At 66.1% G+C, this 18,807-nt stretch carries 12 protein-coding genes and 2 pseudogenes; 9 read left to right on the top strand and 5 right to left on the bottom strand.

Annotation, left to right across the window (positions count from 1 at the left end; all coding sequences use genetic code 11):
* Positions 1 to 262: 262 nt before the first annotated feature.
* Positions 263 to 1,231: a GGDEF domain-containing protein gene (locus tag IPM80_03460; GenBank protein ID MBK8957495.1), complete on the top strand. Its 969-nt coding sequence runs from the start codon at positions 263 to 265 to the stop codon at positions 1,229 to 1,231.
* Here the strand turns inward: IPM80_03460 and ligA are convergent.
* From ligA to smc, 3 genes are read right to left on the bottom strand one after another with little or no spacing between them, the layout of a single operon-like run.
* Positions 1,197 to 3,188, bottom strand: coding sequence for an NAD-dependent DNA ligase LigA (gene ligA / locus IPM80_03465; GenBank protein ID MBK8957496.1), 1,992 nt, complete (start codon positions 3,186 to 3,188; stop codon positions 1,197 to 1,199). The genes IPM80_03460 and ligA overlap by 35 nt on opposite strands.
* The gene (gene zipA, locus IPM80_03470; protein MBK8957497.1) at positions 3,175 to 4,245 is read right to left on the bottom strand and encodes a cell division protein ZipA; all 1,071 of its coding nucleotides are present in this window, start codon (positions 4,243 to 4,245) and stop codon (positions 3,175 to 3,177) included. The genes ligA and zipA overlap by 14 nt, the downstream gene beginning before the upstream one ends.
* A gap of 19 nt (positions 4,246 to 4,264) precedes the next feature.
* Positions 4,265 to 7,783: a chromosome segregation protein SMC gene (gene smc, locus IPM80_03475; GenBank protein ID MBK8957498.1), complete on the bottom strand. Its 3,519-nt coding sequence runs from the start codon at positions 7,781 to 7,783 to the stop codon at positions 4,265 to 4,267.
* Positions 7,784 to 7,971: 188 nt separating this feature from the next.
* Between smc and queF the strand changes: the two genes are divergently transcribed.
* Genes queF through gluQRS form a run of 3 tightly spaced genes read left to right on the top strand, consistent with a single transcriptional unit; the run spans position 7,972 to position 10,001 of the window.
* Complete coding sequence (queF, locus tag IPM80_03480) at positions 7,972 to 8,364, top strand: NADPH-dependent 7-cyano-7-deazaguanine reductase QueF (GenBank protein ID MBK8957499.1); 393 nt, start codon at positions 7,972 to 7,974, stop codon at positions 8,362 to 8,364.
* Positions 8,365 to 8,380: 16 nt separating this feature from the next.
* Positions 8,381 to 9,109 (top strand): sulfate transporter CysZ, encoded by a 729-nt coding sequence (gene cysZ, locus IPM80_03485; protein MBK8957500.1) that lies wholly within the window; start codon positions 8,381 to 8,383, stop codon positions 9,107 to 9,109.
* A complete protein-coding gene (gluQRS, locus tag IPM80_03490; protein ID MBK8957501.1) occupies positions 9,102 to 10,001 on the top strand; it encodes a tRNA glutamyl-Q(34) synthetase GluQRS in 900 nt (299 codons plus the stop codon). The genes cysZ and gluQRS overlap by 8 nt, the downstream gene beginning before the upstream one ends.
* 15 nt (positions 10,002 to 10,016) lie before the next feature.
* Here the strand turns inward: gluQRS and thrH are convergent, their stop codons facing one another.
* A complete protein-coding gene (gene thrH, locus IPM80_03495; GenBank protein MBK8957502.1) occupies positions 10,017 to 10,616 on the bottom strand; it encodes a bifunctional phosphoserine phosphatase/homoserine phosphotransferase ThrH in 600 nt (199 codons plus the stop codon).
* Positions 10,617 to 10,806: 190 nt separating this feature from the next.
* On the bottom strand, positions 10,807 to 11,355 hold the full coding sequence (locus tag IPM80_03500) for a cob(I)yrinic acid a,c-diamide adenosyltransferase (GenBank protein MBK8957503.1): 549 nt from the start codon (positions 11,353 to 11,355) through the stop codon (positions 10,807 to 10,809).
* Positions 11,356 to 11,517: 162 nt separating this feature from the next.
* On the opposite strand from IPM80_03500, the gene IPM80_03505 reads away from it, so the two are divergent.
* From IPM80_03505 to asnS, 5 genes and pseudogenes are all read left to right on the top strand, one after another.
* Positions 11,518 to 12,273, top strand: a complete 756-nt coding sequence (locus IPM80_03505) for a glycosyltransferase family 2 protein (protein ID MBK8957504.1) — start codon at positions 11,518 to 11,520, stop codon at positions 12,271 to 12,273.
* Entirely contained in the window at positions 12,263 to 12,541 is a 279-nt protein-coding gene (locus IPM80_03510) for a lipid-A-disaccharide synthase N-terminal domain-containing protein (GenBank protein ID MBK8957505.1), read from the top strand. Before IPM80_03505 ends, IPM80_03510 begins: the two co-directional genes overlap by 11 nt.
* Positions 12,538 to 13,650 (top strand): LPS export ABC transporter permease LptF, encoded by a 1,113-nt coding sequence (gene lptF / locus IPM80_03515; protein MBK8957506.1) that lies wholly within the window; start codon positions 12,538 to 12,540, stop codon positions 13,648 to 13,650. The genes IPM80_03510 and lptF overlap by 4 nt, the downstream gene beginning before the upstream one ends.
* A 54-nt stretch (positions 13,651 to 13,704) precedes the next feature.
* A pseudogene (gene metH / locus IPM80_03520) lies at positions 13,705 to 17,398 on the top strand (methionine synthase).
* A 5-nt stretch (positions 17,399 to 17,403) separates the two neighbouring features.
* Positions 17,404 to 18,793 (top strand): annotated as a pseudogene (gene asnS / locus IPM80_03525) (asparagine--tRNA ligase).
* The last annotated feature ends 14 nt before the right edge of the window (positions 18,794 to 18,807 follow it).

Below are 18,807 nucleotides of genomic sequence, written 5' to 3' on the forward strand. Positions count from 1 at the left end.
GCTGCCGGCAATTGTTGCCGGCCAGTTGCGGATTTCCGTCACGAGTCGGACACAAGGCCTTGAAAAACGTGTCGGGAAATTGACCCGTGCCGCCTCCGAGACGGCCTGTTGGCGCCACCAGCCTGCCGCCGGCGCGCGATGGCGCGGCGCAATCCCGCTGAAAACAGGGGTTTTGCAAGACCACCCAGGTTTTGCAACAGATTGGCACGAATCTCGCTAAGAGACCTTCGCCTAACTCAGGACGTGGCTGGGAACGAAAGCGATGAGCACACCAATAAAGCAAGTCATCGGCGCGGAACCGTGGCGCAGCGGCGCATTCGTCAACGAGATCTTGCCCTTCACCGCCGACCAGGCGAGTAGCAAGGACATCGTCTCGGACTCGACCAAACTGCGCATCGCCAACGCGCTGCAGTCCAGTCTGTACGTGCGCGACGTGATACGCGGCTTTGCCCGCGAGGTGCGGCGCATGGTGCGCGGCGTCTCGGTGCGTTACCGCAACAGCGTGCAGAAGGTCTCGATAGACGATGGTACGCGCGAGCTCAACACCTATACCTACGAACTGACCCTGGTCGGGCGCTACCTTGGCGAAATCACCTTCTCACGCGCCAGCGTGCTGGCCGAAAGCGAATTGCAGGTACTGGAAGTCCTGCTCTGCACCCTCATTTACCCGCTGCGCAATTCGCTGCAATACGAACGCGCGCTCAAGATTGCCCTCAAGGATCCGCTGACCGGCGTCAACAACCGCGCAATGCTGAGTGCGCAGCTGAAACACCATATCTCGCTCGCCCAGCGCCAGTTGTCACCGCTGTCGCTCTTGATCATCGACATCGACCACTTCAAGACCATCAACGACCGCTTCGGTCACATCGTCGGCGACGTGGTGCTCACGCAGATCGCCAACCAGATCGTCAAATGCACGCGCACCAGCGACGGCGTGTACCGCTACGGCGGTGAAGAATTCGTGGTCATCCTGCCCAGCACCGGCACCGCCGGCGCGGAGCTGTTGGCCGAGCGCATTCGTGGCGAGATCGAGGCCATGCAGGTCGAGTCCCTGCCGCCGGCCGAAAGGGTCACGGCCAGCATCGGCGTTGCCCATTTCGTCAACGGCGAATCCCATGGCGAACTCATGCAGCGCGCCGACGACCTGCTCCTGATCGCCAAGCGCGGCGGCCGCAATCGCGTGGTGGTGGCCGACCCTAGCTGGGATCCGCAGCCGACAACCAGTCCGTAATTCTCGCCGGCTCGGCCAGCAGCGCTTCGAGCGCCGCTTCGTCCAGCACTGGTATACCGAGCGCAAGCGCTTTGTCGAGCTTGCTGCCGGCTTCTTCACCGGCCACCACCAGGCTGGTTTTCTTCGATACCGAACCGGCCACGTGGGCGCCCAGCGCCTGCAGCCTGGCCTTGGCGTCGTCCCGCGACCAGTTCGGCAAAGTGCCGGTCAATACCACTGTCACCCCTTTCAAAGGCAATAGCTCGGGCGGCGCCACTTCGAACTCCGGCCAGTGCACGCCTTGCGCCACCAGTCGGTCGACCAAGGCCTGGTTGTCCGCATCGCGGAACCATGCGGCGATGCTGGCCGCCACCACCGGCCCGATGTCGTTGACCGCTTCCAGCGCTTCTTCGTCGGCGGCTCGCAGACGCTCGAGACTGCCGAAGGCGGCGGCGAGATTGGCGGCGGTGGCCTCGCCCACTTCGCGTATGCCGAGTCCATGCAGCAGGCGCGGCAGGCTGGTGGCCTTGCTGCGCTCGATGGCGGCGATGACGTTGGCGGCGGACTTCTCGCCCATGCGTTCCAGCGCCGCCAATTGCTCGACGCTCAAGGTGTAGAGATCGGCGACGTCGGTGACCAGCCCGGCCTGTACCAGCTGCTCAATGAGTTTTTCGCCGAGGCCCTCGATGTCGAGCGCGCGACGCGAAGCGAAATGGATGATGGCCTGCACGCGCGCGGCGAGGTCCTGGTCCGGCACGCTGCTCGGCAACTCGTAGGGCACGCTGTCGGCCGGCCGTTCCTCGAGCACCACGCGCACGACCTCGGGGATCACGTCGCCCGCGCGTCTCACCACCACCAGGTCGCCCACGCGTACGTCCTTGCGCCGGATCTCGTCGGCGTTGTGCAAGGTCGCATTGGTGACGGTGACCCCCCCCACCAGCACCGGCTCGAGCCGTGCCACCGGCGTCAGCGCACCGGTCCGTCCGACCTGAACATCGATGCCCAGCACGCGCGTGGTGCGTTCGTCGGGCGGAAACTTGAAGGCCACCGCCCAGCGCGGCGCGCGCGCCACGAAGCCCAGCCGTTCCTGCTGGGCGAGCGCGTCGACCTTGTAGACTATGCCGTCGATTTCGTAGCCGAGCTCGGCGCGGCGCGCGCCGAGTTCCTGGTAGTAGGCCAGCGACTGCTCGACGCCTTCGACCCGCCGGCTTTCGGATGAGACCCGCAGTCCGAGTTCGCGCAGGTAGGCGAGCGTCGACCATTGGGTGTCAGGCCGCGCGGCGGCATCGAATTGACCGATGCCGTAGCAGCACATGGTCAGCGGACGCGTGGCGGTGATGTTGGGGTCGAGCTGACGCAGGCTGCCGGCCGCGGCATTGCGCGGATTGGCGAAGGTCTTGAGGCCCGCCGCCTCCTGGCGCGCATTCATGGCGTGGAAGCCACGCTTGTCCATGTAGATCTCGCCGCGCACTTCGATCAAGGCTGGGGTGGCGCGCAGACGCAGGGGAATGGCGCGGATGGTGCGCACGTTGGCGGTGACGTCCTCGCCGGTCGTGCCGTCGCCGCGCGTCGCGGCGCGCACCAGCACGCCGTGCTCGTAGATGAGACTGATGGCGAGACCGTCGAGCTTGGGCTCGGCGACGAACTCGATGCTCTCCACGCCCAACTGCTCGGCGCAGCGGCGATGGAAGTCACCGAACTCCTCGGCATCGAACACGTTCGACAGCGACAGCATCGGCAGCGGGTGGCGCACCGGCGCAAACTGGCTGGCCGGCGCCCCGCCCACGCGCTGGGTCGGTGAGTCGGGACTGACCAGCTCCGCGTGGCGCGCCTCCAGCACTTCCAGTTCGCGCATCAGCGCGTCGTATTCGGCGTCCGCGACCAGCGGGTCGTCGAGCACGTAATACTGGTAGCTGTGCCGTTCCAGTTCCCGTTTCAGGAACTCGGCGCGGCGTCGCGCCTCGTCAACGGCGGCCATGGGCGAAGCGCGCGGCGCGTTTGCGCAGCCGCGCGATGCTGGGCGGATCGAGCAGGTTCTTGGGATCGACATAGAGCTCGCCGCCGGTGAGCTCGGTCAGGCGTTGCGCGGTGTTCAACAGCAGTTCGAAGGCCACCGGCCCGTCCAGCGGCCCAGGCAATTGCAGGAACAGCGCCACGCCAGCGGTGCGAAAGGCCTCGATGCGGCGCATGTCGAAAGTGCCCGGCTCGAACATGTTGGCGGCGCTGAACACCGGGTTCTGGCATTTCAGCTCGCCGGCGCCGAAGTGATGGAAGATGGCCATGTCCCCGAACTGCATGCCGACCGCGTTCAAGGCCTTGACCAGGGTCGTGCCGCTGAACTCCTTGCCCTCATGGGCGCGCACGTAGAGCGAGATGAGACCCGTCTCGGGCTCGGCGCTCGGCTCCTTGTAGGTGCGACGCCTGACGGCGGCGGGTTCGGGCGGCGCCGCGTCCAGCGGTTCGCCGAACAGGTCGAGCTGGTCGGTGCGCTTGCGCGCATTGCTCGGTTCGGGCGTTGGCGCGACGTCGTTGCGCACCGCCGGCAGCTCGGCCAGCGCTTCATGCTGGGGCGGCAACACGACGTCATGCGGCAGCTTGATGCTGGGCAGCGGCGGTTCATCTTCGACCGCCAGCGTTGACAGCGACGGCTCGCGCGGCGGCGGTGCCTGGAAATCGCCAGCGTCTTCGCTGGCGGCCGGTGTGCCGGGCTGCGCGGCCTGGGCCATGGCCGCGGCGGCGGCGCGCGCCTTGCCGATGAGGCCCTTGCGCGGCGCTGGCTTGACCGGCGGTACGTCGTCTGGTGACAGCGTGCGGATGGCGATGATTTCATCGAAACCTTCGCCGCGGCCGGTCAGCCTCGGCGTGTCGCCGCCATCATCCTCGCCGTCGTGCCGCAGCATGGCGTCCGGCATGTCCATGCGGAAGCGCCGGTCGTAATGCACGCGTGCATCGCGTCGACGCTTGATGGCGGTGAAGGCATAGACCGCCACCACGATGATGGCGCCGATGATCAGTAACAGGGTGCGCAGGGACATCGCGGCTGCGGGTGGGGCTTCAGGCAGTCGCCGCGAGCTGTACCGCTTCCTCCATGTCGACCGCTACCAGGCGCGACACGCCGGCTTCCTGCATGGTCACGCCAATCAACTGCTCGGCGATTTCCATGGTGATCTTGTTGTGGGTGATGAACAGGAACTGCACCGACTTCGACATCGAACGCAGCATCTCGGTCAGACGGATGACGTTGTTGTCGTCGAGCGGCGCGTCCACTTCGTCGAGCAGGCAGAACGGCGCCGGGTTCAACTCGAAGATCGAGAAAATGAACGACACCGCGGTCAAGGCCTTCTCGCCGCCCGACAGGAGGTGGATGGTGCTGTTGCGCTTGCCGGGCGGACGCGCCATCACCGTCACGCCGGTTTCCAGGAGGTCTTCGCCGGTCAGTTCCAAGTAGGCATGACCGCCACCGAACAGCACCGGGAACAAGGCCTGCATGCCGTTGTTGACCTTGTCGAAGGTCTCGCGGAAACGCGAACGGGTTTCCCGATCGATCTTGCGGATGGCTTCCTCGAGGGTGGCGAGCGCTTCGCTGAGATCGGCATGCTGGCTGTCGAGGTAGGTCTTGCGCTCGGACAGCTGGGTGAATTCGTCGATGGCGGCGAGATTGATCGGCCCGAGGCGCGCGATGCGCCCGGACAGCTTCTCCAACTCTTCCTGTATCGACTCCTCGCTCACGCCTTCGCTGAGCTCGGCCAGCGTCTCGTCGAGATTCTCGCCGGTCTGCTCGAAGCGGCTGACCAGTTCCTGCAGGCGCACTTCCAGCGCGCGCTGGTCGAGGCGGATCTGTTCGAGTTGGCGACGTTGCTCGGTGATCGCTTGTTCGACGCTGGCGCGCTCAGAGGCCGCCTTCTGCATGTCGGCGTCGAGTTCGCCGAGCACGCGCCGCGCCTCGGCGAGCTTGTTCTCCGCTTCCAGGCGATCGCGCAAGGCGATGTCGAGCTGGCTGCGCATGTCGGTGCGCGGCGCCTGGTGGGCCTCGATGGCGGCGCCGATATCGGCGCAGCGGCGCTCGGCGCCTTCGCGCGCACCGCCGTTGCGGGCCAGCGCTTCTTCCAGGGTGGCGCGCCGCGAGCGCAGCTGGCCGAGGCTCAATTCCAGCTGGTGGGCGGCGTCGCGCAGATCGCGCCATTGCTGACGGCTGCTGTCGAGTCGCGCCTGGATGGCGCCGCGCGCATCGCTGATCTCGGTGCGCCGTTCGGCATGCTGCTTGAGCGCGGCTTCGGCTTCGGCGCGCTCGGTCTTGAGTTGGGCGAGGTTGTCCTGGTGAGTCGATGACAGCTTGGCGAGACGTTCGAGCTCGGCGGCGACGTCGGCGGCGCGCGCCTGGCGACGCTGGAATTCCGCTTCCAGGCGCCCGAGTTCGGAACGGTGCCGGGCCAGCGCCTGGGCGCCCTGGTCGAGCTGCTGGCTGTGCTTTTGCTCGTCCTGCTCCATCTCGCGAATACGCGCGCGCAGTGCGTCGCTGTCGGCGCGCACGGTGGCGATGTCGGCCTCGTGCCGGGTGATGCGCGTGCCGATCTCCTCGATGGCGCGTTCGCGCGTGAGGATGCTGTCGGACTCGGCCTTGCTGCCCGCGACCTGTACCCAGTTCGAGCCGAACAGAGTGCCGTCAGGCAGAACGATGACCTCCTCCGGCGCGAGCCGCGCGCGCAGCGCCATGGCGGCATCGGCATCGGTCGCCACGTAGACGCCCGCCAACAGCGGCGACAGATCGACCTTGCTGGTGATCTTGCCGAGCAAGAGGTCGGCCGCCAGCCCCGCGCCCGAACGCGCGTCGGCCGCGAGATCGACCACCGTCAGGCCGGCCGCGCCGCGATCGAAGCCGCCGCTGTCGCGGATGCGCGAGGTCAGATCGGGGCCGCACAGGGCGCCGAGCGGAATGCGCAAGGCTGCTTCCAGCGCGCGTTCCCAGCCGGCTTCGATGTCCACGAACGCCGCCAGGCGCGCAAGGTTGTCGATGCCGCGCGCCTTGCAGAATGCCTCCACCGCGCGTTGGTCGTTGCCGTAGGCCGCTTCCTGCAGGGCCTGCAGCGAGGCCAACCGTCCGCGCAACTGCTGCAGCTGGGTCTGGTGTTCGTGCAGGCTGGCGCCGAAGGTCTGCACGCCCTGGCGGGCCTGGCCCAACTCCGCACGCATTGCGTTGCGCGCCTCGGTGAGGGCCGTGCGCTGCGCCTCGCCCTGGTCGATGTCGGCCCGGAACTTGTCGATCTGCGCGACGAGGTCGGCGGTTTCGTTGCGACTCGCTTCGCCGTTCAACACCGCCACGCGCGTGTCGGCGTCGGAAATGCTGGTCAGGAGATGTTCGAGCCGGATCTGGGTGGCATGTTCACGCTGCGCCAGCGCGTTGTGATCGCGGTTGAAGGCATCCCAGGTGTGTTGCCACTGGTCGAGTTCGGCTTCCACCGCGCGCACCGCTTCGAAGGCGCCCTGCTCGGCGGTGCGCTGGCTTTCGAAGCGCGGCTCGATCTCGGTCAGACGCGTTTTGACCTCTTCGAGCTGGGTGCCGTCGGCGGCGATGGTCTCGATGAGCTTGGCGAGCGTCTGTTCGGCGTCCTGCAAATCCTGGCCCAAGGACTGTTCGCGTTCCTCGGCGTGCTTGATGGCCTGTTCGAGGCGCGCGATTTCTCCGCTGCGCGCGTAGAAATCGGTCTGCAGGGTATTGAACTGGTCGGTGGCGGCAATCTGCGCATCGCGGCTCGCCACCTGCCGTGCCTCGATTTCACGCAGGCGCGCGATTTCGGCTTCGAGCTCGGTGGTGCGCTGCTCGGCGATGTCGTGGCAGCGGCCGTGTTCTTCGTTCAGTGCGCGCCAACGCACCGCCAGGCCGCGCGCGGTGGCCTTGCGCTCTTCGGCTTTCAATTCCTGGTAACGCTCGGCGGCGCGTGCCTGGCGCTGCAGGTGATTCAACTGCTTTTCGAGTTCGTCGCGGATGTCGGTCAGGCGCGCCATGTTCTCCTGCGTATGACCCATGCGATTCTCGGTCTCGCGGCGCCGTTCCTTGTACTTGGAAATTCCGGCCGCCTCTTCGAGAAACGCGCGCAGCTCTTCGGGCTTGGCCTCGATGACCCGCGAGATCATGCCCTGCTCGATGACCGAGTAGCCGCGCGAGCCGATGCCGGTGCCGAGGAAGGCGTTGGTGACGTCCTTGCGCCGGCAGCGCGCGCCGTTCAGATGATAGGCCGACACGCCGTCGCGACTGACGGTGCGCTTGATCGAGATTTCGCTGAAGCCCGCGTACTGGCCGCCGATGGTGCCGTCAGAGTTGTCGAACACGATTTCGACGGTGGCCTGGCCGACCGGCTTGCGGGTGTTCGAGCCATTGAAGATGACGTCGACCATCGAATCGCCGCGCAAATGCTTGGCCGAACTTTCGCCCAGCACCCACAGCAGGGCATCGATGATGTTCGACTTGCCGCAACCGTTGGGACCGACGATGCCGGTGAGGTTGCCGGGTAAGGTCAAGGTGGTGGGATCGACGAAGGATTTGAAGCCCGCGACTTTGATTCGGGTGATGCGCATGGGTGCGAAGCATACTCCATCGCGAAAGCGCCGCACAACGCTCGCCCGGGCTCGTTATCTATGGTTCAATTGCTTGAAATTTAGGCCAAAAACCGCATATCGCGAGTCATGAGCGCAGGCTCGCGGCGAGCCTTCTCCAGCATTGCATGCGCAGCGCGCGCAGCCCCATTCGACGACCGGACCCGACCATGACTACCCAAGCGCAGAAGCGACTCGAGACCTTCGCCAATCCCAAGCCCGAACGCGATTTCCTGATCAGCATTCGCCTGCCGGAATTCACCTGCCTGTGTCCCGTCACCGGCCAGCCCGACTTCGCGGAAATGACCCTCGACTACATCGCCGATCGCAGTTGCGTGGAGTTGAAGTCGCTGAAGCTCTACATCTGGTCGTTTCGCAACGAGGGCATGTTTCACGAGGCCGTGACCAATGCCATTCTCGACGACATCGTGGCCGCCTGCGCACCGCGCTACGCGCGCCTGACGGCGGTATTCAACGTGCGTGGCGGCACCTACCCGACCATCACCGCCGAGCATCGGCAGGCGGGCTGGCAAGCCGGTCCCGCCAGCGTGCTGCCGGGTTGACCATCAGCGGGCGACCATGAGCGCGGGGTTCTTCGCCGGCGTGGGTTTCGCCGTGCGCGGCTGCCGGCTGCTGGCGGTGCCGGGCCTGCGACGATTCGTCATCGGTCCCATCGTCATCAACGTGCTGGTGTTCGCGGTCGCGCTGGCAAGCTTTGGCCAGTTGTTCCAGCACCTGCTCGACCGCTACTGCGCGGGCTGGCCGGAATGGGCGTTATGGATAGCGTGGCTGGTGTTCGGCACCCTCGCGGCGGTGAGCCTGTTTTTCACCTTCAGCCTGGTCGCGAACGTGCTGGCGAGTCCCTTCAACGGACTCCTGGCCGAGGCGGTGGAACGTCATCTGCGCCACCCGGACCAGCCGCTTGCGTTCAGCTGGAAGGCGCTGTTCGCCGAGGCCGGGCGCGCGATGTGGGCGGCGCTGCGCAAACTCGCCTACGTTGCCTGGCGTGCCTGGCCGCTGCTCATCCTCAGCGTCATTCCCGGCCTCAACCTGCTCGCACCGCCCCTGTGGATTTTGTTCGGCGGCTGGATGCTCGCCATCGAGTATCTCGACTGCCCGCTCGGCAATCACGGCCAGGTGTTTCCGGTGGCGGTCGACAAGCTGCGCGGCGAGCGCGCCATGGCGCTCGGCTTCGGCGTGAGTCTGAGCCTGCTGACCATGGTGCCGTTCATCAACTTCCTGGCCATGCCCATCGGCGTGGCCGGCGCGACCGCCATGTACTGCGCGCATTTCGCCTCCCATGACTGACGCGACGCCCGCCCCGTCGGGCGTGGTCGGTCGCTTTGCCCCCTCGCCTACCGGGCCTTTGCATTTCGGCTCTGTGGTCACGGCGGTCGCGAGCTATCTCGACGCGCATGCCCAGGGCGGGCAATGGCTGCTGCGTATCGACGATGTCGATCGGCCACGCGTCGAGCGCGGCGCGGCCGGCAGCATCCTCGCCACGCTCGAGGCGCTCGGGCTCGAATGGCACGGCCAGGTGGTCTACCAGAGCACACGCGGCGCGGCCTACGACGCGGCCCTGGCCTGTCTCGAAGCCAGGCAGCTCATTTATCGCTGTCGATGTTCGCGCAAGACCATCGGTCCGCGCGCCTACCCCGGCACCTGCCGCGCCAAGCGCCTCGGCGGTGATGGTGCGTGTCTCGCGTGGCGCGTGCGGGTCGACCACGAGCCCGTGGTCGTACACGACCTGCTGCAAGGCGATTACGCCCAGCAGCTCGCAAGCTACTGTGGCGATTTCGTGGTGCGCCGCGCCGACGGCATCTATGCCTATCACCTGGCGGCGGTGGTCGACGATGCCTGGTCGGGCGTCACCCACATCACGCGCGGCAACGATCTGCTGGAATCGACGCCGCGCCAGGTCCATCTGCAGCGCCTGCTCGGCTTGCCGACGCCGCGCTACGCGCACCTGCCGGTGGTGCTCGACGCCCATGGCGACAAGCTCAGCAAGCAGACCCATGCGCCGGCGGTGGCACCGGCCAACGCCGCGCGGGCGCTGTTCCATGCCCTGGCGTTCCTCGGCATGGCGCCGCCCGCAGCAAGTGAAGGCGCGAATTGTCGGGAGTTGCTGGCGTGGGCGCTGCCGCGCTGGCGGCTGACCGCCATCGATGCCAGGGCGCGCGCCTACACCATGCCGGCGTAAGGCGCGCCTTTCGACTCAGAGGTGGGAGGCGAACATCGCCTTCAGATCATCGTAGGTGCGCGCCACCGGCAGATCCGGATGGGCGGCGGTGACTTTTTCCGAGGGCTGGAACAGGGCGCCGGCGTCGGCGGTGCGCAGCATGCTGATGTCGTTGAACGAATCGCCGGTCGCGACGACCTTGTACTGGAGAGATTTGAACGCGAGCACCGAATGGCGCTTGGGATCGGTCTGGCGCAGCGTGTAGCCGACGATGTTGCCGTCGCTGTCGACCTTGAGCTGGTGACACAGGATCATCGGGTAGCCGAGCTTGGCCACCAGCGGCGCCGCCAGTTCATGGAAGGTGTCGGAAATGATCGCGACCTGGTAGTTGGCGCGCAGCCAGCCCAGGAATTCCGCCGCGCCCGGCAGTGGGTCGAGTGCGCCGGCGGCGGCCTGGATGTCGGCGTAGCGCAGGCCACGCTCACGCATGATCTTCAGGCGCAGGCCCATCAGTTCGTCGTAATCGGGGATATCGCGGGTGGTGACCTTGAGCTCTTCGATGCCGGTGCGCTCGGCAAGACTGACCCAGATCTCCGGCACCAGAACGCCTTCGAAATCCAAACATGCAACATTCATCAGAGGATCCTTGTGAACCGGGCTGCGCCCGCGGGAAAAAAAGGAGCGGCAGTCTACACCAGAAGACCATACGGAGGCGTACCCAAGGCTTCTGTGGGTCAGACTTCAGTCTGACACTTCATGTCGTACGGCCTTGGATTCGAGTTCGAGAATCAAATCGTCAGACTGAAGTCTGACCCACGATGAGGCGTCACCCCCGCTTCCTCGACCACATCACCTCCCCCGCCCCCGAATCGCGCGCGATCACCCGCGCGGCGACGAACAGCAGGTCCGACAGCCGGTTGAGGAACATGGTGGTCTGCGGGTTGACCGCTTCCTCGGCCGCGAGGCCCAGCACCGCCCGTTCGACGCGCCGGCATACCGCGCGCGCCATGTGCGCCAGCGCCGCGCCACGGCTGCCGCCCGGCAACACGAATTCCTTAAGCGGCGGCAGGTCTTCGTTGTAGAGATCGATGGCCTGTTCGAGCTTGGTGACCGCGGCTTCGTGGATGAAGGTGCTGGCCGGGATCGACAACTCGCCGCCGAGGTCGAACAAATCGTGCTGGATGTCGAGGAACAGGTCGGCAAGACCGGCGCGCATGCTCTCGGTCAACATCAGGCCGATGGTGCAGTTCAATTCGTCGACTTCGCCGATGGCGTGCATGCGCGGATTGGTCTTGGCGATCCGCGAACCATCGCCAAGGCCGGTGGTGCCGGCGTCGCCGGTGCGCGTGTAGATCTTCGAGAGGCGATGTCCCATGGGGAAGTCCTGCGTGTGAGCCAAGGCCGGCATTCTGGGTGGCGGTGCGCGAGCCTGTCAAAAGCGCGCGGGCGCGCTGCCTCGCGCCGGGATGCCTGTTAGAATCCGCGCACTTCGCGCCCGCCCCGGCGCGCGCCTGTTCACCCCTGCAACGAGTCCCGCATGACCGCCAGTTCCTCCTCCGCCCTGACGCACGTGCTGTACTCGGTGGTGGTGCCGTTTTTCAATGAAGAGGACAACGTCGCGGCGCTGCTCGGCGAGATCAGCGCCGTGATGGGCGCGCTCGGCGCCTACGAGGTGGTGGCGGTCGACGATTGCAGCACCGATGGCACGGCTGCGCGTCTGCTGGCCTGCGCCGTCGAGCCGCGCCTGCGCGTGGTGGCCCATGGCCGCAATCGTGGCCAGAGCGCGGCGCTGTGCAGCGGCGTCGACGCCGCGCGCGGTGAATGGATCATCACCCTCGATGGCGACGGTCAGAACGACCCGCGCGACATTCCGCAACTGCTCCTGGCGCTCGAAGGCCCTGCTCGTCCGCTGCTGATCTGCGGTCATCGCCAGCAGCGCCAGGACAACGGCCTGCGCCTGTTGTCCTCACGCATCGCCAACGGCGTGCGCTCGCGCATGCTGGGTGACGACACGCCCGACACCGGCTGCGGCCTCAAGGTCATCCAGCGCGCGGCCTTCATGAAGCTGCCGCGTTTCGATCATATGCATCGCTTCCTGCCCGCCCTGGTGCGGCGTGATGGCGGCGCCATCCTGTCGGTGGCGGTGTCCCACCGTCCGCGCGTGCACGGGCGGTCCAAGTACGGCGTATGGAACCGTTTGTGGGTCGGAATCGTCGATCTGTTCGGCGTGATGTGGCTCAAGCGTCGGGCGTTCCGCGCGGCGACGGTCGAGGAGTTGAAGCATGAGCGTTGAACAGTTGTGGGTCACCATCGGCATGGGCGGCAACCTGTTGTTCTTCTCGCGCTGGGTGGTGCAGTGGCTGGCCAGCGAGCGGGCACGGCGCAGCGTCATCCCCGTGACGTTCTGGTATCTCAGCATCGCCGGCAGCGTGGTGCTGCTGGGCTATGCCCTGTATCGCCGCGACCCGGTGTTCATCGTCAGCCAGTTGCCGAACAGCATCATCTACTTTCGCAACCTGCACCTGCTCAGGCGCGAGCGTGAGGCGGATACCCAGGCGTGATACTGCCGCGCTACTTCATCCGCGAGACGCTCAAGATCTCGGCGGCCATCGTCGGCGGCCTGCTGGTGCTGTACCTGACCATGCGCCTCGCGGCGGCGCTCGGTGACGCCGCCGACGGCAAGGTCGCGCCCCAGCACATCGTGCGCATGGTCGGCCTGAAGATGCTGATATCGCTGAAGGACCTCTTGCCGATGTCGCTGTTCCTCGGCACCTTCGCCGCCGCCACCCGCCTGCAGCTCGGCTCGGAGTGGGTGGTGATGCGCGCCGCCGGCATGAGTCACCAGCACCTGCTCAAGCCGCTGGCGGGCGCGGCCCTGGCGGTGGCCTGCGTGGTGGCGTTGATCACCCTGGTGGTCGGGCCGCAGGCCGAGCATTACCTGCGCGAACTGAAGGAGATCACCGAGAACGAGGCGACCATCGCCGGCGTCAAGGCCGGTCGCTTCCGCGACCTGGCCGGCGGGCGACGGGTGTTCTACGCCGAATCCATCGCCGACGACCAGAGGCACCTCGAGCGCGCGTTCGTGCATTCGCGCGACAAGAAGGCCGACAACGGCCGCGAAGGGGTATTGCGCTCGGAACGCGCCGCGATCGAGAACGACCGCCGCAGCCATGGCCGTTTCGCGGTCTTCGAGCGCGGCACGAGCTACGCCGGCGAGGCCGGCCAGGCCGACTACACCATCACCGACTTCAGCCGTTACGGTGTGCGTATCGAAGACCCCGAGCCGACCAACTTCAACGATCACATCGCCTTCGTGCAGACCGCCGACCTGCTCAAGCACGACGAGTTCTATTACCTCGTCGAATTCCAGTCGCGCTTCAACCTGCCGCTATGCACGCTGCTCACGCCGGCGCTGGCCTTCCTGATCGGGGTGGGCAATCGCCGCGGACATTGGTACCTCGGCCTGATGGCGGCGGTGGCCGGCTATTTCGCCTACACCAACCTGCTGGGAGTGGGCCGAGCCCTGTTGTTGAAAGGCGTGATCCCCGCGCAGCTGGGCGTGTGGCCGGTGCACCTGTTGTTCATGCTGGCGCTGGGCCTGCTGTTCGCCTGGCATCGCCGCCGTCTGCGCCTGCCAACGCTGCCGCGCCGCGCCGTCGCCGAGGCGTGATGCGCGCGGCCGCTGCGGGTAAACTGTCCCTCGTGCTTTCCTACCGGTAAGAAGATGCAAAATCCCTCCAGTTTTCGAGACTTTCTCGCGCGCAGGATTGCCGTCCTCGACGGCGCCATGGGCACCATGATCCAACGCCATCAGCTCGACGAGGCGCATTTCCGTGGCGAGCGCTTTGCCGCCCATGGCCGCGATCTGAAGGGCAACAACGATCTGCTGTGCCTGACCCAGCCCAAGCTCATCAAGGGCATCCACCTGTCGTTCCTGAACGTCGGCGCGGACATCATCGAAACCAACAGCTTCAATGCCACCAGCATCTCGCAGGCCGATTACGGCCTCGAGCACATCGTGCGCGATCTGAACCTGGCGGCGGCCGGCGTCGCGCGCGAAGCCATTGCCGACTACCGCGCTGCGAGCGGCGACAACGCGCCGAAATTCGTGGCCGGCGTGCTGGGCCCGACCAACCGCACCGCCTCGGTATCGCCGGACGTCAACGACCCCGGCTTTCGCAACATCGATTTCGAGACCCTGCGCCGCGCCTATTACGAAGCCACCGACGCGCTCGTCGATGGCGGTGTCGATCTGATTCTCATCGAGACCATCTTCGATACCTTGAACGCCAAGGCCGCGATCTTCGCGGCGCGTGAGTGCCTGGCGGCGCGCGGGCTCGACCTGCCGGTGATGATCTCCGGCACCATCACCGACAAGAGCGGCCGCACGCTCACCGGCCAGACCACCGAAGCGTTCTGGAACTCGGTGCGCCATGCCGAGCCGATAGCCATCGGCCTGAACTGCGCGCTGGGCGCCAAGGATCTGCGTCAGTACATCGAGGAACTGTCGCGCGTGGCCGGCACCCACGTCAGCGTGCATCCCAATGCCGGCCTGCCCAACGCCTTTGGCGAGTACGATGAAAGCGCCGCCTACATGGCCGACATCATCGGCGACTTCGCCGCCAGCGGCCTGGTCAACATCGTCGGCGGCTGCTGCGGCACCACGCCCGAGCATATTCGCGCCATCGCCCAGGCGGTCGCCGATCTGCCGCCGCGCCGCATTCCCGAACTCGCGCGGGTGTGCCGCCTGAGCGGCCTCGAGCCCCTCAACATCACGCCCGACAAGGGCTTCATCAACGTCGGCGAACGCACCAACGTCACCGGTTCACCGAAATTCTCGCGTCTCATCAAGGACGGCGACCTCGAAGCGGCGGTGGAAGTGGCGCGCCAGCAGGTCGAGAGCGGCGCGCAGGTCATCGACATCAACATGGATGAAGGCATGTTGGACTCGGTGGCCTTGATGAAGCGCTTCCTGGCGCTGTGCGCCTCGGACCCGGACATCAGCCGCGTGCCGGTGATGCTCGACTCCTCCAAGTGGGAAGTGCTGGAAGCCGGCCTGCGCTGTCTGCAGGGCAAGGGCATCGTCAATTCCATCAGCTTGAAGGAAGGCGAAGACAAATTCCTCGAGCAGGCGCGCCTCGTGCGCCGCTACGGCGCGGCCGTGGTGGTGATGGCCTTCGATGAACACGGCCAGGCCGACTCGACCGAGCGCAAGTTCGCGATCTGCGAACGCTCCTATCGCCTCTTGACCGAACAAGCCGGCTTTCCGCCGGAAGACATCATTTTCGACCCGAACGTGCTGACCGTGGCCACCGGCATCGCCGAGCACAACGACTACGCGCGCGCGTTCTTCGAGGCCACGCGTCTCATCAAGCAGCACCTGCCGCACGCCCTGGTCAGCGGTGGCTTGAGCAACGTGTCGTTCTCTTTCCGCGGCAACAACCCGGTGCGCGAGGCCATGCATTCGGCCTTCCTCTACCACGGCATCAAGGCCGGCCTCGACATGGCCATCGTCAATGCCGGGCAGCTCGGCATCTACCAGGAAATCGAGCCGGCGCTGTTGAAACACATCGAGGATGTACTGTTCAACCGCGACGAGGGTGCGACCGACCGTCTCATCGACTTTGCGCGCACGGTGTCCGGTGAAGCGCGCGAAGTGGAGCGCGATCTGGCCTGGCGCAACGCGCCGGTGCGCGAGCGCATCACCCATGCGCTGGTGCGCGGCATCGCCGATTTCATCGTCGAGGACACCGAGGAAGCGCGCCACCTGTTCGACCACCCGCTCAAGGTCATCGAAGGACCCTTGATGGACGGCATGGGGGTGGTCGGAGATCTGTTCGGCGCCGGCAAGATGTTCCTGCCGCAGGTGGTCAAGAGCGCGCGCGTCATGAAGCGTGCCGTCGCCCACCTCATCCCCTTCATCGAAGAGCAGAAGAAAGCCGCGGGCGACACCCGCGCGCTGGCCAAGGTGGTGCTTGCCACGGTCAAGGGCGACGTGCACGACATCGGCAAGAACATCGTCGGCGTGGTGCTCCAGTGCAACAACTTCGAGGTCATCGACCTCGGCGTGATGGTGCCCATGAAGGACATCCTCGACACCGCCGAGCGCGAACGGGCCGACGTGGTCGGCCTGTCCGGCCTCATTACGCCCTCGCTGGAGGAAATGGTGCTGGTGGCGCGCGAAATGCAAAAGCGCGGCATGGACCTGCCGCTGCTGATCGGCGGCGCCACGACTTCGCGCACCCATACCGCGGTCAAGATCGCGCCGGCCTACCGCGGCCCCACCGTGCATGTGAAAGATGCCTCGCGCGCGGTCGGCGTGGTGTCGAATCTCTTGAGTCGCGATCTGCGCGCCGGTTTCGTGGCCAAGGTCGCCGATGAATACGCGACCGTGCGCGCACGCCATGCCGAGCGCCAGGGCAGCACTTCGCTGGTGGCGCTGTCGGAGGCGCGCGCCAACCGCCTTGCCACCGACTGGCGGACTTACCAGAGTCGTGCACCGGAGAAACCCGGCATCCACGTGTTCGACGATTACCCGCTCGAGGAGCTGGTGCCGTTCATCGACTGGACGCCGTTCTTCATGACCTGGCAGCTGGCCGGCAAGTACCCGCGCATCCTCAACGACGAGGTGGTCGGCGAGCAGGCGCGCCACCTGTTCGCCGATGCCGAGCGCATGCTCGACGACATCGTGCGCAACAAGCGCTTGAAGGCGCGCGCGGTGGTCGGCCTGTTCGCCGCCAATGCCGTCAACAGCGAGGACATCGCGGTGTTCGCCGACGACAGCCGGCGCGAAGCGCTGGCGGTGGTGCATTCCCTGCGTCAGCAGGCCAAGAAGCCGGCGGGACAACCGAATTTCGCGCTGGCGGATTTCCTCGCGCCCGAGGACAGCGCGGTGCATGACTACATGGGCGCCTTCGCGGTCACCACCGGCATAGGCCTCGGCCCCATCGTCAAGGCTTACGAAGCCGAGCACGATGATTACTCGGCGATCATGGCCAAGGCCTTGGCCGACCGCCTGGCGGAAGCTTTTGCCGAATGCCTGCACCAACGCGTGCGCAAGGAGCTGTGGGGCTATGCGCGCGACGAGGCGCTCGTCAATGAGGAGCTGATCGCCGAGCGCTACCGTGGCATACGCCCGGCGCCCGGTTACCCGGCCTGTCCCGATCACACCGAGAAACGCCTGTTGTGGCAGTTGCTGGATGTCGAGAAACGTATCGGCATCGTCCTCACCGACAGTTTCGCCATGGATCCGGCGGCCTCGGTGCGGCTGGTATTTCGCCCATCCCGACTCGCGCTACTTCGGCGTCGGCAAGATCGGGCGCGACCAGGTGGCGGACTATGCCGAACGCAAGGGTATGAGTGTGGCCGACGCCGAACGTTGGCTGGCGCCCAATCTCAGCTACGACCCCGACGAGTAAACAGCATGGCGGCATTTCCCGGACGCGTTCCCTGCGTCGAATTGTTGGCGGCCAGCAGCGCCCACCAGGGCGTGACGGTGGCGGGCTGGGTGCGCACCAAGCGCGAGTCCAAGGAATTTGCGTTCCTGGAATTGAACGACGGCTCGTGCCTGGCCAACCTGCAAATCATCGTCGACGCCAATTCGGCGGGCTACGAGGCGATCGGCGCGATTGGCACCGGCACCGCGGTGGCTGCTCACGGCGACCTGGTGGAGTCGCCCGGCAAGGGCCAGCGCTGGGAACTGCGGGCCGACCGCCTGACGGTGGTGGGCCATTGCGACGATGACTACCCGCTGCAGAAGAAACGTCACTCCGACGAATTCCTGCGTTCGATAGCGCACCTGCGCGCGCGCACCAACAAGTATGGCGCCTTGGCGCGGGTGCGTTCACGCCTGTCCTTCGCCGTGCACCAGTTCTTTCAGCGCCGTGGTTTTCACTACATTCATACGCCCATCATCACCGGCTCGGATTGCGAAGGCGCGGGCGAGATGTTCCGCGTCACCACGCTCGACCCCTACCGCGGACCGACGGCGCCGGCGCAGGCGCGCGACGACGATTTCTTCGGCAAGGAAGCGCACCTGACGGTGTCGGGGCAACTGTCGGTCGAGACCTATGCGCTGGCGCTGTCCAAGGTCTACACCTTCGGCCCGACCTTCCGCGCCGAGAATTCCAACACCAGCCGGCACATGGCCGAGTTCTGGATGATCGAGCCCGAAATCGCCTTCGCCGACATCCATGACGACATGCAGCTTGCCGAGGACATGGTGCGCGAGTTGGTGGCTTTCGCGCGAAGACTGCGCGGCGGACTTGGACCTGTTCGCGAAGTTCGTCGACACCACCCTCATCAAGCGTCTCGACCAGGTGCTGCACAGCGAGTTCGTGCGCCTGTCCTACAGCGACGCCATCGAAGCCCTGCAAAAATCCGGCAGGACCTTCGAGTTCGCGCCCGCATGGGGACGCGATCTGCAGTCCGAGCACGAGCGCTTCCTGACCGAGGAATACTGCAAGGGGCCGGTGTTCGTCTACGACTGGCCGCGCGACATCAAGGCTTTCTACATGCGCTGCAACGACGACGGGCGCACGGTGGCGGCGATGGACCTGCTCATTCCCGAGGTCGGCGAACTCATCGGCGGCAGCGCCCGCGAGGAGCGCCTGCCGGAACTGCGCGCGCGCATCAGCCAGCTCGGTTTCGACGAGAAGGATTACTGGTGGTATCTCGACACGCGGCGTTTCGGCAGCGTGCCGCACGCCGGCTTCGGACTCGGCTTCGAACGCTTCCTGATGTTCGTGACCGGCATCGGCAATATTCGCGACGTCATCCCCTTCCCGCGCACGCCGCGTCATCTCGAATTCTGAACAAGCCTGGAGCG

Source organism: Pseudomonadota bacterium (genome assembly GCA_016719885.1).
Lineage (GTDB): Bacteria > Pseudomonadota > Gammaproteobacteria.